Raw genomic sequence first — 13,531 nt, forward strand, 5'->3', positions numbered from 1 at the left:
GGTCCTGTCACTCGCCTCACTCGCCGTGGCCCAGCCGGCTCGATATCCGCCCGAGCTGATCCAGGCGCTTCTCCAGCGTCGGGTGCGAGGAGAACACCGAGGCGAGGCTCTCGCCGGAGAAGGCGGGAACGAAGAAGAACGCGTTGTACGGCTCGGCCTTGCGCAGGTCCCTGGTGGGGATCCGGGCCATATCGCCGCTGATCTTGGTGAGGGCCGAGGCGAGCGCTGAGGGACGCCCGGTCAGCAGGGCGCCGGCGCGGTCCGCCGACAGTTCGCGGTAGCGGGACAGCAGCCGGGTGAGCAGAAAGCTGATCACGTACACCACGGCGCTGACCAGCGGAACGAGCAGCAGGAGCAGGCCCACCCCGTTGTTGTCCCGGCCCGCGCTGCGGCCGATGCCGCCCCACAAGGCCACCCGGGTCATGATCCCCGCCAGCACACCGAGGAACGAGGCGATCGTCATGACGGCGACATCGCGGTGCGCGACGTGCGACAGCTCGTGCGACAGCACCCCTTCGAGTTCTTCCCGCTCCAGCCGGCGCATCAGCCCGGTGGTGGCACACACGAGGGCGTTCTGCTGGTTACGGCCCGTGGCGAACGCGTTGGGGACGTCACTGTCGGCGATGGCGACGCGGGGTTTGGGCATATCGGCGAGGGCGCACAGCCGGTCGACGGCGCCGTGCAGCTCCGGCGCCTGCTGCGGGGTGACCTCATGGGCGCCCATGCTGAAGGCGGCGATCTTGTCGCTGAACCAGAACTGGGCGATGAACAGCGCGCCCGCGATCACCAGCACGATGGGCCAGGCTTTGCCCAGCAGCGCCACCAGGACGCCGACGAGGACGACGTAGAGCAGGCCGATCAGGAACATGGTGGTGACCATCCGTGTGGTCAGCCCACGGTCTGCGACGTAACGCGAGTGACGAGCCATGACGGCCGCTCCTTCCCGAAGCGCGGATGCCCTTCCCGAAGCGCAGAAGCACAGCGCGCATGAAGCACTCACTTCGATTGTGCCTGTTTGGTACGTCGGAGGACGATTTTGGAGGGTGAGAAGGTGATAAGAGCGCTCCGCCCCCTCTGTCCCCGCATATGCCGGAGCCCACTCCTGCCCCGTGCGCCCCTCTGTGCGCTCGCGTGCCCCCCTGGCCTCGAGGCGTGCTCTCATCCGGCTCTCATCTGTGCGGAGCTTCGCACGCCTGTTCAGGCATATGCGGGAAGATGGTGCCTGTGACTCCTCCGACTCGCCCGTCAGAACGCCTCGACTCCCCGTCCCCGCAGAGCCCGCCGTCGCCGGGCAGGTGCACCGCGCCCCGGCTGATCGCCACCGACCTGGACGGCACCCTGCTGCGGAACGACAAGACGGTCTCCGACCGCACCATCGCGGCCCTCGCCGCCGCGGAGGCCGCCGGGATCGAGGTCTTCTTCGTCACCGGTCGGCCCGCCCGCTGGATGGGGGTCGTCAGCGAGCACGTACACGGCCACGGGCTCGCCATCTGCGCCAACGGTGCGGCCATCGTGGATCTGCACGCGGGCCGCCGGGTGATCCGCGTACGGGAGCTCGCGCGGCGGGACGCGCTCGCCGTCGTCCACGCCCTGCGTGCCGCGGCCCCCGGCGTCAGCTTCGCCGTCGAACGCACCGGGGGCATCCACTACGAGCCCGAGTACCCGTCCTTCCCCCATGATCCCGGCGCCTCCTTCGCCCCCGTCGACGAACTGCTCACCGACAGTCACGAGGGCCACTACGCGGAGCCCATCGTCAAGCTCCTCGCCTACCATCCGTCCGGGGACCCCGACGACTTCCTCGCCCTCGGACGCAAGGCCGCCGGAGCCCACGCCGAGTTCACCCGCTCCAGCCCCAGCGCCCTGCTGGAGATCTCGGGGCGCGGCGTCAGCAAGGCCAGCACTCTCGCCCTGGCCTGCGAAGAACGCGGCATCACCCCCCAAGAGGTCGTCGCCTTCGGCGACATGCCCAACGACCTGGCCATGCTCACCTGGGCAGGCACCTCCTACGCCATGGCCAACGCCCACCCCGACGTCCTCCTGTGCACCACCCACACCACAGCCTCCAACGAGGACGACGGCGTAGCCACCATCATCGAGAGCTTCCTCTGAGCTCCTGTGAAGTCTTGTGAGCTCTTGGCGCCGATGGACTCTCGGCCCGAAAGAGTGCCCACCCACTGACCATGAGCGAAAGCTCGACATCGACAAGTCGGGAGCCAAGGCACACCGAGGCTGACGAAGCGCGCCCTGCAGGCTCGAACCGCCTGCAGGGCGCTGTTGTGCTGCCCGCTTCCGTAGCTTCATAGTTTCGTGGGGGGAGAACGTGGTTTCCTACCACTCGCTGCTGCACGCCGATCTCAAGCCGTTGAAAGAAGCCGTGCAAAAGTGGCACAAGGTTCCGGGTAACTATCGAGAGGTGAAGGTCCAGTTCCACCGACAGGTGGAGAAAGGGCTCCGGAACTCCGACATGGAGGGTGAGACAGCCGACGCCGCGCTGAAAGCACTGGGAAAAACCAGTCGGCAGATCGACGAGGCAATCGGGGAAGCCGAAGACACCTGGCACTTCCTGGACAGTACCCACAGGTCACTGCACAAGTGGAACAAGAAGCTCAAGAGGCGCGTCGAAGAGATCGCGGACGACAAGAACCTCCACATCGATTCCAAGGGCAAAGTTCACTGCAAGCCCAAGAACATCGACGCGTTGAAACCGGACGAGATCGGGCCGCAGGCCAAGCGGTAAAAGGAAGTCGTCGAAGCCCACAACGACTACAAGGGAGACCAACCTGATGGCGACTGAGCTGCACCGCGTGGCCGCGCTCGGTGCGGCGATACTCTTTTCCTTCGGCATCACGGCCTGCTCGGCGGACTCCGACAAGGGCCATGAGCGCGTGGCGGGGACTCCGCTGATGCGAGCCTGTGACGGCATCTTCGACCAACAGATGGTCAAAGAATCCCGACGGTCACAAGTACACGTCGAGAAGGCCGACAGCTACAAAGAAGCTGCCAGGTACCTGCTGCGGCCGGATTCACACAAGACCTACGCCGAAGAACAAGAGGTGTGCAACCTCACAACGACCAAAAAGGGCGCTCCGTCGCAATTGCTGAGCGTGAGCGCTGTTTGGCGCCCGATCGGCCCGAGAAACGGTAATTCCGTAGAATGGCGCGCGCCTTTTGATGGAGGGCGCGCGGCCGGCCATGTCGTCGTGGATTGCCGTAATCCCGGCGGCAAAAGCATCCGCTCGGCCTTCGACGCAATCCAATTGTATTTGTACAACGAACTCCTCAGTCTCAGCTACAACTCCCGCGCCAAGCTGCTCATCGCCGCCGCGAAAAAGCTCATGCCCCGCATGCACTGCGAGAACAAGATCACCTACCCCGACCCGGACAAGGTGGCCCCCAGGTAGAGGAAACTGGTGGACCGGAGCCGCGCGAAAGGCGATAGTGCGGGCATGCCAACTCTCGTAAGACACCTCACAATTGACTGCCATGACGCCTACCGCCTCGGGCAGTTCTGGGCCGCTGTGCTGGAGGGGACCCTTTCCGACGACGACCGGCCGGGGGATCCCGAGGCGTTGGTGGAGGCGTCGGGCTCGGCGTTGCTGTTCGTTGCCGTCCCCGAGGCGAAGAGCGTCAAGAACCGGCTGCACCTCGATCTCCAGCCGCAGGACCGCAGCCGGGACGAAGAGGTCGAGCGCGTGCTGGCGTTGGGCGCCACCGTCGTCGCGGACCACCGCACGCCGGACGGCAAGGGGTGGGTGACGCTTGCCGATCCGGAGGGGAACGAGTTCTGCGTCGAGCGCAGCGCGGCGGAGCGGGCCTCAGCCGGCGGGTAGGGGCGTGGTGGCGCCCGCGGCTTCGCGTTCGCGTGCCAGCATCGCTGCGAAGGGGCCGTCGGCGTAGGCCAGTTGGTCGTAGGTGCCACGCTCGACCGGGCGGCCGTGGTCCAGGACGACGATCTCGTCGACCGCTGCCAGGCCCTGGAGGCGGTGGGTGATCAGTACGGTGGTGCGGCCCTCCGTCGCCGTCAGCAGGTCGGCGGTCAGGGCGTCCGCGGTGGGCAGGTCGAGGTGTTCGGCGGGCTCGTCGAGGACGAGGACGGGGAAGTCCGCGAGCAGGGCGCGAGCCAGCGCGAGGCGTTGCCGTTGGCCGCCGGAGAGCTGGGCCCCGTGCTCGCCGACGAGGGTGTCCAGGCCGCGCGGGAGTGTCGCCACCCAGTCGTCGAGGCGGGCGGCGGCGAGCGCCGCGTGCAGTTCGGGTTCGGCCGCGGACGGCCGGGCCAGCCGGAGGTTCTCCCGCAGCGAGCTGTCGAACAGGTGGGCGTCCTGGGCGCACAGGCCGACGTGGCGTCGAACGGTGTCCGTGCTGGTGGCGAGCGCGGAGACGGCCGAGGACGCGCCGAAGGTGTAGGAGCCCGCCGCCGGGTCCACGAAGCGGAGCAGCGCGTTGGCGAGCGTCGTCTTGCCGGAGCCGGACGCGCCGACGACGGCCACCCGGCGGCCCGGGGTCAGATCGAGATCGAGGCCGGAGAGGGCGGGTGGCGCCTCGGGCACGGCATCCACATACCGAACGGTCAGTTTGCGGATACGGAGGGGGAACGGGTCCGCCGGCAGCGGTTCGGGGTGCTCCGGTTCCGCGACGGGCGCGGGGGCGTCCAGCACCTCGTACACCCGCTCCGCCGAGCGCCGCACCCGCTGCCGGAACTGCACCGCCTGCGGCAGCGGCGTCACCACCTCGAACGTGGCGAGCGGCGTGAGGACCACCGTGGCCAGCAGGAGCCCGTCGAGCGTGCCGTCCGTGGCGGCACGCGCGCCTGCCCATGCCGCCGCCGTGACCGTCAGCCCGGCGGCCAGGGTGCTCAGCCCTGACGCCAGCGCCGTACGGGACGCGGAGCGGGCCGCGAGACGGGTCAGGGCGGTGTCTGCTGCGGTTGCCTCCGCGCGGCGGGGGGCAAGTGCGCCGGTGACCGGGAGTTCGCCGGATGCGGTGCCGGTCAGCAGATCGACCGTACGGACCGCCAACCGGGCCCGCGCGGGGGCCAGTCGGCGTTCCGTACGGCGGGAGAGCGCCGCGGTGAGGGCGGGTACCGCGATGCCCGCCACCGCCAGGCCCACGGCGAGGGCCGCTCCCGCGGCGGGGAGGAGCCAGCCGGTGAACGCGACAGCCGCCACGCCGACGGTTCCGGCGACGGTTGCCGGGAGCAGCCAGCGCAGGAAGTAGTCCTGGAGGGCGTCCACATCGGCGACCAGTCGGGTGAGCAGGTCGCCGCGGGCCTTGCGCTGGAGGCCCGCCGGGGCGAGGCGTTCCAGGCGCTGGTAGACGGTGACGCGGAGGGCAGCGAGGACGCGGAGGGCGGCGTCGTGGGAGACGAGGCGTTCCGCGTAACGGAAGACGGCGCGGCCGATGCCGAACGCTCGGGTCGCTGTGACCGCCACCATGAGGTAGAGGATCGGGGGCTGTTGGGCGGCCCGCGAGATGAGCCAGCCGGAGGTCGCCATGAGACCTACCGCGCCGGCCAGCGCGAGGGCTCCCAACGTGAGGGCGAGGGCGAATTTGCGGCCCAGGCCGCGCGCGTTGCCCCGCACCCGAGCGAGAGGGCCCCGCGCCGTGGCGGCGCCCCCGCTGATTTCGTGGTGCGGGCTGGTGGGCGCCTGCGGGCCGCCTTGGCCCACCCTGCCGCCCCTGGCGGCAGCCTGCCCCAAGGCGTTCGGGTACTGCGCGGCCCCCGCGGAGGCCGGGGCCGAGCCCTGGTGGGGGGCTTGGGGGGCTTGGGGGGCTTGCCCCCCGATTTCGGGAAGGGGCGGGATCGGGGAAAGCTCCAGCACCCGGTCGGCGGCGGCCAACAGCGCCGGCCTGTGGGTCACCAGGACCACCGTCTTGGTCCTGGTGAGACGGCGGACGGCGGTCAGGACAGCCGCCTCCGTCGCACCGTCCAACGCGGCCGTCGGCTCGTCCAGCAGCACGAGGGGCCGGTCGGCGAGGAAGGCCCTCGCCAGGGCCACGCGGCGGCGTTGGCCCGCAGAGAGACCGGCACCGGACTCCCCCAGTTCCAGCGCCGGGTCGAGATCCGGCGCCCCGGCATCGGCGAGCGCCCGGGCGACCGCGCCCTCATCGGCGTCGGGCCGGGCCAGGCGTACGTTTTCCGCGATCGTCCCTGCGAAGAGATACGGGTGCTGGGGCACCCAGGCGATCTGCTGGTGCCAGGCTGCGAGGTCCACCGCGTCGAGCGGGGTCCCTCCCACCAGCACCCGGCCCTCCGTCGGAGGCGTGAAGCCCAACAGCACCGACAGCAAGGTGGACTTGCCGCCACCGGAGGGGCCCGTGAGGGCCACCGTTTCGCCGGGGCGCAGGACCAGGTCGGTCGGCGGGAGCGAGTATCCGGCCCGGCCCTCGTGCCGTACGGCGACCCCCTCCAGCGTCAGCGGAGCCTCCCGTACGTCCACCCTGGCCGAGCCGTGCGCCGGCGCGGGGCGCTCCAGCACCTCGAAGACGGACTCCGCGGCGGCGAGCCCTTCGGCGGCGGCGTGGTAATGGGTGCCCACCTGCCGCAGCGGCAGATACGCCTCGGGCGCGAGGATCAGCACCAGGAGACCGGTGTGCAGGTCCAGCTCTCCGTGCACCAGCCGTGTTCCGATACTCACCGCCACGATGGCCACCGAAATCGTCGCCAGCAGCTCCAGCGCGAACGACGACAGGAACGCCAGGCGCAGAGTGCGCAGGGTGGCACGGCGGTAGTCGCCGGTGATGGTGCGGATGTTGTCGGCCTGGGCCTTGGCGCGGCCGAACACCTTCAACGTCGGCAGCCCGGCGACCACGTCGAGGAAGTGGCCGGACAGCCGGGCGAGCAGCTTCCACTGGCGGTCCATCCGCGACTGGGTCGCCCAGCCGATGAGCGCCATGAAGACCGGGATCAGCGGCAGGGTCACGACGATGATGGCCGCCGAGACCCAGTCGGCGGTGACGATACGGGCCAGCACGGCTGCGGGTACGACGACGGCGAGGCCGAGCTGGGGCAGGTAGCGGGCGAAGTAGTCGTCCAGCGCGTCGATGCCCCGGGTGGCGAGGGTGGTCAGCTCGCCGGTGCGCTGCGTGGTGAGGAAGCCGGGACCGAGCGCAGTGGCCCGCTCCAGCAGCCGGACCCGCAGCTGGGACTTGACCGCGGCACCGGAGCGGTGCGCGGCCAGCTCGGTCAGCCAGGAGACCAGCCCCCGGGCGACGGAGACGGCCGCGAGCAGCAGCAGCGCGCCGCGCTCGAACTCGCCGTGCCGGTAGGCGCCGACGATCACGTCCGCGAGCAGCACGGCCTGGGCCACGACCAGTCCGGCACCGGCCAGCCCGAGGGCCACCGAGGCGACGAGGAAGACGCGCGTGGCACGGGCGTGGTGCAACAGCCGCGGATCGACGGGCTTCATGACGACCCCACCTCCCTCAGTGCCCGCCGGAGGGGGCCAGGTGCTGAGTGCCGATGCGCTTGCGGAACACCCAGTACGTCCAGCCCTGGTAGAGCAGCACGACGGGGGTGGCGACGGCCGCGCACCAGGTCATGATCTTCAGCGTGTACGGGGTGGAGGCCGCGTTGGTGACGGTCAGGCTCCATTCCTCGTTCAGCGTCGAGGGCATGACCTCCGGAAAGAGGGACAGGAAGAGCATCGCCACAGCCGCCACGATGGCCAGCCCGGAGAAGGTGAACGACCAGCCCTCGCGGCCCGCGAGGTTGGTACCGAGCGCGGCCACCAGCGCGACCCCGGCGACGAGCATCGCGACCAGGGAAGCCGCGTCGCCCCGGTCGGCCTGGGTCCACAGCAGGAAGATCACGGCGAGTACGGCGGCGGCAGCACCCACCCCGGTCGCCGTCCGCCGGGCCCGCGTCCGGATGTCGCCGACGGTCTTGAGCGCGGTGAAGACGGCGCCGTGGAAGGTGAAGAGGGTCAGCGTGACCAGCCCGCCCAGCAGGGCGTACGGGTTGAACAGATCGGCCAGGGTGCCGGCGTACTCCATGTCCGCGGCTATCCGCACCCCGCGCACGACGTTCGCGAAGACCACGCCCCACAGGAACGCGGTGATCAGCGAGGTCCAGAAGATCGCGTGCTCCCAGTTGCGCTGCCAGTACTCCTCCGGCCGCTTGGCGCGGTACTCGAAGGCGACACCGCGCACGATCAGGCAGAGGAGGATGACCAGCAGCGGCAGGTAGAAGCCGGAGAAGAGGGTGGCGTACCACTCGGGAAAGGCGGCGAAGGTGGCGCCGCCCGCGCTGAGCAGCCACACCTCGTTGCCGTCCCAGACGGGCCCGATGGTGTTGATCAGTACCCGCCGCTCGGCCCGGTCGCGGGCGAGCAGCCTGGTGAGGATGCCGACCCCGAAGTCGAAGCCCTCCAGGAAGAAGTAGCCGATCCACAGCACGGCTATGACGACGAACCAGACGTCATGGAGTTGCATTGCTCAGCGCCCCTGTCTGTCAGTACGAGCTCAGTACGAGAAGGCCATGGGCCGGTCTTCGGCATCGGAGTCGGCGCCGGGGTCGCCGCCGATCCGGGTGGGCGGGTTGAGGTCGGCCTCGGTCAGCTCGGGCGGACCGGCCTTCACGTACTTGACCAGCAGCCGGACCTCGATCACGGCCAGCAGCGCATACAGCGACGTGAAGGCGATCAGCGAGGTGAGGACCTCGCCCTGGGAGACGCTGGGGGAGACCGCTGAGGCGGTGGGCAGTACGCCGTAGACGACCCAGGGCTGCCGGCCCGTCTCGGTGAAGATCCAGCCCCAGGCGTTGGCGATCAGCGGAAAGCCGAGAGTGAGCACGGACAGCCGCCAGTACCAGGTGCCCAGCCGCGGGTTCAGCTCCCGGTCCCTGGTGAGGGCGAGCCGCGGCAACTCGTCCTCACCGGTACGCAGCCGTTCGGCCAGCCAGAACCGGCGGCGGGTGAGGTAGAGACCGACGAAACCGAGCGTGAACGAGGCCATCCCGAAGCCGATCATCCAGCGGAACGACCAGTAGGCGACCGGGATGTTGGGCCGGTAGTCGTCCAGCCCCGTGTCGGCCTTGAACTTCTCCTTCAGCTGCGCGTTGGTGTCGTTGATGCCGGGGACGGCCTCGTAGAAGTTGTCGTGCGCGAGGAAGGAGAGCACGCCGGGGATCTCGATGGCGACCTTGTTGTGGCCCTTGTCGACATCGCCGTAGGAGAAGACGGAGAACGGCGCCGGGGCCTGGGTCTCCCACAGCGCCTCGGCGGAGGCCATCTTCATCGGCTGCTGCTCGTACATGATCTTGCCGAGCCGGTCGCCGCTGACGACGGTGAGCAGCCCCGCGGCCACCAGCGTGACCAGTCCGAGCCGCAGCGAGCTGCGCATCACGGATATGTGCTTCTTGCGCAGCAGGTGGTACGCGGAGATACCGACCATGAACGCGGCGCCGGTGAGGAAGGCGGCGGTCATGGTGTGGAAGAACTGCGCCAGCGCGGTGTTCTGGAACAGGATGCCGAAGAAATCCGTCATCTCGGCGCGGCCGGTCTTCTCGTTGAGGCGGTAGCCGACCGGGTGCTGCATCCACGAGTTCGCGGCCAGGATGAAGTACGCCGAGGCGACGGTGCCCAGCGCGACCAGCCAGATCGTCGCCAGGTGCAGCTTCTTCGGCAGCTTGTCACGGCCGAAGATCCACAGCCCGATGAACGTCGACTCCATGAAGAAGGCGATCAGCGCCTCGAAGGCGAGCGGCGCGCCGAAGATGTCGCCGACGAAGCGGGAGTAGGCGGACCAGTTCATGCCGAACTGGAACTCCTGCACGATGCCGGTGACGACGCCCATGGCGATGTTGATCAGGAAGAGCTTGCCCCAGAACCGGGTCGCCTTGAGGTACTTCTCCTTGTTCGTCCGCACCCACGCCGTCTGGAGCACCGCGGTGAGGGTGGCCAGCGAGATCGTGAGAGGGACGAAGAGGAAGTGGTAGACGGTCGTGATGCCGAACTGCCAGCGCGCCAGTGTCTCCGGCGCCAACGCAAGGTCTGTCACGTCGCTCTCTCCCTCACCTCGCGGCAGACTTCGTGAATGAGTTCACATTCACAAGACCTAGCGTACGACGCGCCCATTTCGGACGTGTGAGCGGGGGGTACCCCTCACCAGGTCGTGGGCGCTCGGTCCGCCCGAGAGGCCGGGCCGAGCGCCCACGGCGGAAAGAGCTACAGCTCCTTCTTGAAAGCAGCCGCTACCTGCAAAAAGATGTCATTGGCCGCGGTCTCGCCAACGGTGACCCGCACGCCCTCCCCCGGGAACGGGCGGATCGTGACGCCGGCCTCCTCGGCGCGCTCCGCGAAGGCGGAGGTGCGCTCTCCCAGCCGGAGCCAGACGAAGTTGGCCTGCGACTCGGCCACTGTCCAGCCCTGTCCACGCAGCTCCGCGAGCACGCGTGTGCGCTCTTTCACAAGCGCCTCGACCCGCTCCAGCAGCGCATCCTCGCTGCGCAGCGAGGCAATGGCAGCCTCCTGTGCGAGCTGGCTCACACCGAAAGGCACCGCCGTCTTCCGCAGCGCGGCGGCCACCGGCTCATGCGCGACCGCGAAGCCCACCCGCAGCCCGGCCAGGCCGTACGCCTTGGAGAACGTCCGCAGCACGCATACGTTCGGCCGGTCGCGGTACAGCTCCAGCCCGTCGACCACCTGCTCGTCCCGGACGAACTCGCGGTACGCCTCGTCCAGCACCACCAGCACATCGCCCGGCACCAGGTCCAGGAAGCGCTCCAGCTCCGCACGGGGGATGGCAGCGCCCGTCGGGTTGTTGGGGTTGCAGACGAAGACGAGGCGGGTGCGCTCGGTGATCGCGTCCGCCATCGCGTCCAGATCGTGCGCCTCCTGCTCCGCGCCCCCGGTCAGCGGCACCTGCACCGAGGCGGCCCCGGAGATCTGGGTGATGATCGGGTACGCCTCGAAGGAGCGCCAGGCGTAGATCACCTCGTCCCCGGGCCCGGCCGTGGCCTGGAGGAGCTGCTGGGCCACGCCGACCGAGCCGGTGCCGGTCGCCAGGTGCGAGACGGGCACCCCGAACCGCTCGGCCAGTTCCGCGTACAGCCCGGTGCAGGCCATGTCGGGGTAGCGGTTGAAGGACGCCGCAGCCGACGTCACCGACTCCAGCACCCCGGGCAGCGGCGGGTAGGGATTCTCGTTCGACGACAGCTTGTAGGAGACGGGGCCGCCGGCGGCTGCCGGACGCCCCGGCTTGTAGCTGGGGACGCCCTCCAGCGCCGCGCGCAGCCGGGGCCCTCCCGCACTCCGCTCGCTCTTGTCACTCACCGCTGCTCCTTCTCCGTCGTCGCCCTCGTGGCCCTCGTCGCCCTCGTCGGCCGAGACCTCCGGCGTCCCGCGCCAATGCTCTTCACCTTATGAGGATTCACCCGCGCGGCGTAGATCCCGGGCAACTCCGGGCAGCCCCGGACCGCGTCGGCCTCCCCGGAGCACGCCGACAAGTGCTCCCTCCCGTGCGTGCGCCTGCGTGCGCCGATGTGCCGCGCGCGCTGTGGCGGGCGCGGTGGCGCGCGTCGCTCATGAAGGTGAGTTGAGACTGCCTCGCCGCCTCGCCACCACACCGGCCCAGCCCGCCCCCGCGGCCGGACACTCGCCGGGTGCCCCCGTTCCGAGCTGGGGTTTCCATGGTCGTCGGCGAGAGTGGCTCATGCAGAATCGTGCCTCCGCACGCCCCTCGAACGCTCCCCGCCGTCAGCATGCACCGGGCCTACGATCGGCTCGCCATGACAGCAGCAGAGAAGCATCAGGCGGTTCGGACATCGGCCTCCGTCCCCCCGCCCACGGCCGGGAGGTGCCTTCCGCCGCGCGGCGGCGCCCGGCTGAACGGGCGGGCGGGCATCAGGGATGTCGCCGCCGCAGCCGGTGTCTCCATCACGACTGTCTCCGACGCCCTCAACGGAAAGGGCCGCCTCCCGGACGCGACGCGCAGCCACGTCCGCGAGGTCGCCGAGCGGCTGGGCTACCGCCCGTCGGCCGCCGCACGCACGCTGCGTACGGGAAAATCGGGCCTGATCGGCCTGACGGTGACGACCTACGGCGAAGAACCGTTCACCTTCACGGAGTTCGCCTACTTCGCCGAGATGGCCAGAGCCGCCACCTCGGCCGCACTCGACCGCGGCTACGCACTGGTCATCCTGCCCGCGCCGGCCCGGCGCGGACCCGCGGGCGCCGGTGGCCCGGACGTGTGGTCGAACGTCGCGCTCGACGGCACCGTCGTCGTCGACCCCTCGGCGCAGGACCCGATCGTCAGCGAACTGCTCCGCTCCGGACTGCCGGTCGTCTCCGACGGCCGCCCCAGCGACTCGCTGCCGGTGGCCGCCTGGGTGGACAACGACCATGAGGCGGCCGTTCGCGGCATCCTCGACCACCTCGCCGAATCCGGAGCCCGCCGTATCGGACTGCTGACCGGTACCAGCACCGACACCTACACCCGGCTCTCCACCACCGCGTATCTGGACTGGTGCGAGCGGGTGGGTCAGGAACCGGTCTACGAGCGCTATCCCGCGCACGACCCGTGTGCGGGAGCCGTCGCCGCCGACCGGCTGCTGGCCAGACCCGACCGCCCCGACGCGGTGTACGGCCTCTTCGACCCCAACGGCACCGACCTGCTGGCCGCAGCGCGCCGCTACGGGCTGCGGGTGCCGGAGGACCTGCTGCTGGTGTGCTGCAGCGAGTCCCCCGCCTACGCCACCACGGCGCCGCCCATCACCACGCTGTCGATGAAACCGGGACGCATCGGCAACGCCGTCATCCAGCTGCTGATCGACGCCATCGAAGGGCTGGCCCCGGCCCGCCCCGTCCAGCGGGTGATGCCGACCGAGCTGATCGTCCGTACGTCCTCCCGGCGCGGCAGCGCCCCCACGACGGTCAGTGCGCCCCGCGCCCCGAGGACCGGATGAGAGCCAGAAGAGCGCGGAACGGGCGGGGCCGGGGCGCCGGCCGGGCCGGTCGACCGCCGGTCCGAGCGGCGTGGCGTGGCCGGGCGGGTCCCTGGGCACGGATTCCGTAGGGTACGTCAGCGGAGAATTCAGGAGGAATTCCCGCCGGGTCGGGCCACCTCGCCAAATGCGCGCCCCCAGGTGCGTCACAAGCCGCGACCAGCGTTCCTATGATTGGGGGCACCCCGGCGGAGGCCGGGGGAGGACGACACCGGGACCAGCTCCCGACCTGGGGCGGCACCCCGGCCGAAAGACCAGCGACCGGGGCCCCATGGAAGGGGAAGGTCCTGCGGTGCACGGCGGCGGCGCGATGGTGGAGGGGTCGATGACTCAGGGGGCCGGTCAGGGACCCGACGTATGGCACGGCGGGACGGCAACGCACGGCGAGGGTTCCGCCCCGGTGCTGTCCGCGACAGCGCAGGACGCCACGGTGCCGCTCGGCACCCGCGTCCCGCAGCAGGCAGCCATGACGGCTGCGACAACACCGACAGCTGCAACAACCGCGGCGGCTGCAACAACTGTGGCGGCTGCGACCAGCACGACGGCCGCGACAAGCACGACGGCCGCGGAGGAGAGTCCGAAAGCGGCGCT

Annotated in this window: 10 protein-coding genes; 5 read left to right on the plus strand and 5 right to left on the minus strand. The window is 70.1% G+C overall.

Features of this window, described 5'->3' with window-relative positions:
• Window positions 1-16: 16 nt before the first annotated feature.
• Window positions 17-928 (minus strand): zinc metalloprotease HtpX, encoded by a 912-nt coding sequence (gene htpX / locus ACTWP9_RS30485; RefSeq protein WP_443249544.1) that lies wholly within the window; start codon window positions 926-928, stop codon window positions 17-19.
• A 296-nt stretch (window positions 929-1,224) separates the two neighbouring features.
• On the opposite strand from htpX, the gene ACTWP9_RS30490 reads away from it, so the two are divergent.
• From ACTWP9_RS30490 to ACTWP9_RS30505, 4 genes are all read left to right on the plus strand, one after another.
• On the plus strand, window positions 1,225-2,109 hold the full coding sequence (locus ACTWP9_RS30490; RefSeq protein WP_443249545.1) for a Cof-type HAD-IIB family hydrolase: 885 nt from the start codon (window positions 1,225-1,227) through the stop codon (window positions 2,107-2,109).
• Between the two features lie 211 nt (window positions 2,110-2,320).
• Window positions 2,321-2,737: a hypothetical protein gene (locus ACTWP9_RS30495; RefSeq protein ID WP_443249546.1), complete on the plus strand. Its 417-nt coding sequence runs from the start codon at window positions 2,321-2,323 to the stop codon at window positions 2,735-2,737.
• A gap of 46 nt (window positions 2,738-2,783) precedes the next feature.
• A complete protein-coding gene (locus tag ACTWP9_RS30500; RefSeq protein ID WP_443249547.1) occupies window positions 2,784-3,401 on the plus strand; it encodes a hypothetical protein in 618 nt (205 codons plus the stop codon).
• Window positions 3,402-3,446: 45 nt separating this feature from the next.
• The gene (locus ACTWP9_RS30505; RefSeq protein ID WP_443249548.1) at window positions 3,447-3,830 is read left to right on the plus strand and encodes a VOC family protein; all 384 of its coding nucleotides are present in this window, start codon (window positions 3,447-3,449) and stop codon (window positions 3,828-3,830) included.
• Here the strand turns inward: ACTWP9_RS30505 and cydD are convergent.
• The 4 genes from cydD to hisC form a co-directional block, all read right to left on the minus strand.
• The gene (cydD, locus tag ACTWP9_RS30510; protein ID WP_443249549.1) at window positions 3,816-7,406 is read right to left on the minus strand and encodes a thiol reductant ABC exporter subunit CydD; all 3,591 of its coding nucleotides are present in this window, start codon (window positions 7,404-7,406) and stop codon (window positions 3,816-3,818) included. The genes ACTWP9_RS30505 and cydD overlap by 15 nt on opposite strands.
• A gap of 16 nt (window positions 7,407-7,422) precedes the next feature.
• Window positions 7,423-8,430: a cytochrome d ubiquinol oxidase subunit II gene (cydB, locus tag ACTWP9_RS30515; RefSeq protein ID WP_443249550.1), complete on the minus strand. Its 1,008-nt coding sequence runs from the start codon at window positions 8,428-8,430 to the stop codon at window positions 7,423-7,425.
• Window positions 8,431-8,460: 30 nt separating this feature from the next.
• Window positions 8,461-9,996, minus strand: coding sequence for a cytochrome ubiquinol oxidase subunit I (locus ACTWP9_RS30520; protein WP_443249551.1), 1,536 nt, complete (start codon window positions 9,994-9,996; stop codon window positions 8,461-8,463).
• Between the two features lie 167 nt (window positions 9,997-10,163).
• Entirely contained in the window at window positions 10,164-11,270 is a 1,107-nt protein-coding gene (gene hisC, locus ACTWP9_RS30525) for a histidinol-phosphate transaminase (RefSeq protein WP_443249552.1), read from the minus strand.
• Window positions 11,271-11,725: 455 nt separating this feature from the next.
• On the opposite strand from hisC, the gene ACTWP9_RS30530 reads away from it, so the two are divergent.
• Window positions 11,726-12,901, plus strand: a complete 1,176-nt coding sequence (locus ACTWP9_RS30530) for a LacI family DNA-binding transcriptional regulator (RefSeq protein WP_443249553.1) — start codon at window positions 11,726-11,728, stop codon at window positions 12,899-12,901.
• Window positions 12,902-13,531 lie beyond the last annotated feature (630 nt).

This window comes from Streptomyces sp. 3N207 (assembly GCF_052246355.1).
GTDB lineage: Bacteria > Actinomycetota > Actinomycetes > Streptomycetales > Streptomycetaceae > Streptomyces.

What these genes read in the sequence shown, in the direction of transcription:
- htpX (WP_443249544.1), bottom strand. Translation starts at nt 928, where the DNA reads ATGGCTCGTCACTCGCGTTACGTCGCAGACCGTGGGCTGACCACACGG.
- ACTWP9_RS30500 (WP_443249547.1), top strand. Translation starts at nt 2,784, where the DNA reads ATGGCGACTGAGCTGCACCGCGTGGCCGCGCTCGGTGCGGCGATACTC.
- ACTWP9_RS30505 (WP_443249548.1), top strand. Translation starts at nt 3,447, where the DNA reads ATGCCAACTCTCGTAAGACACCTCACAATTGACTGCCATGACGCCTAC.
- cydD (WP_443249549.1), bottom strand. Translation starts at nt 7,406, where the DNA reads ATGAAGCCCGTCGATCCGCGGCTGTTGCACCACGCCCGTGCCACGCGC.
- cydB (WP_443249550.1), bottom strand. Translation starts at nt 8,430, where the DNA reads ATGCAACTCCATGACGTCTGGTTCGTCGTCATAGCCGTGCTGTGGATC.
- ACTWP9_RS30530 (WP_443249553.1), top strand. Translation starts at nt 11,726, where the DNA reads ATGACAGCAGCAGAGAAGCATCAGGCGGTTCGGACATCGGCCTCCGTC.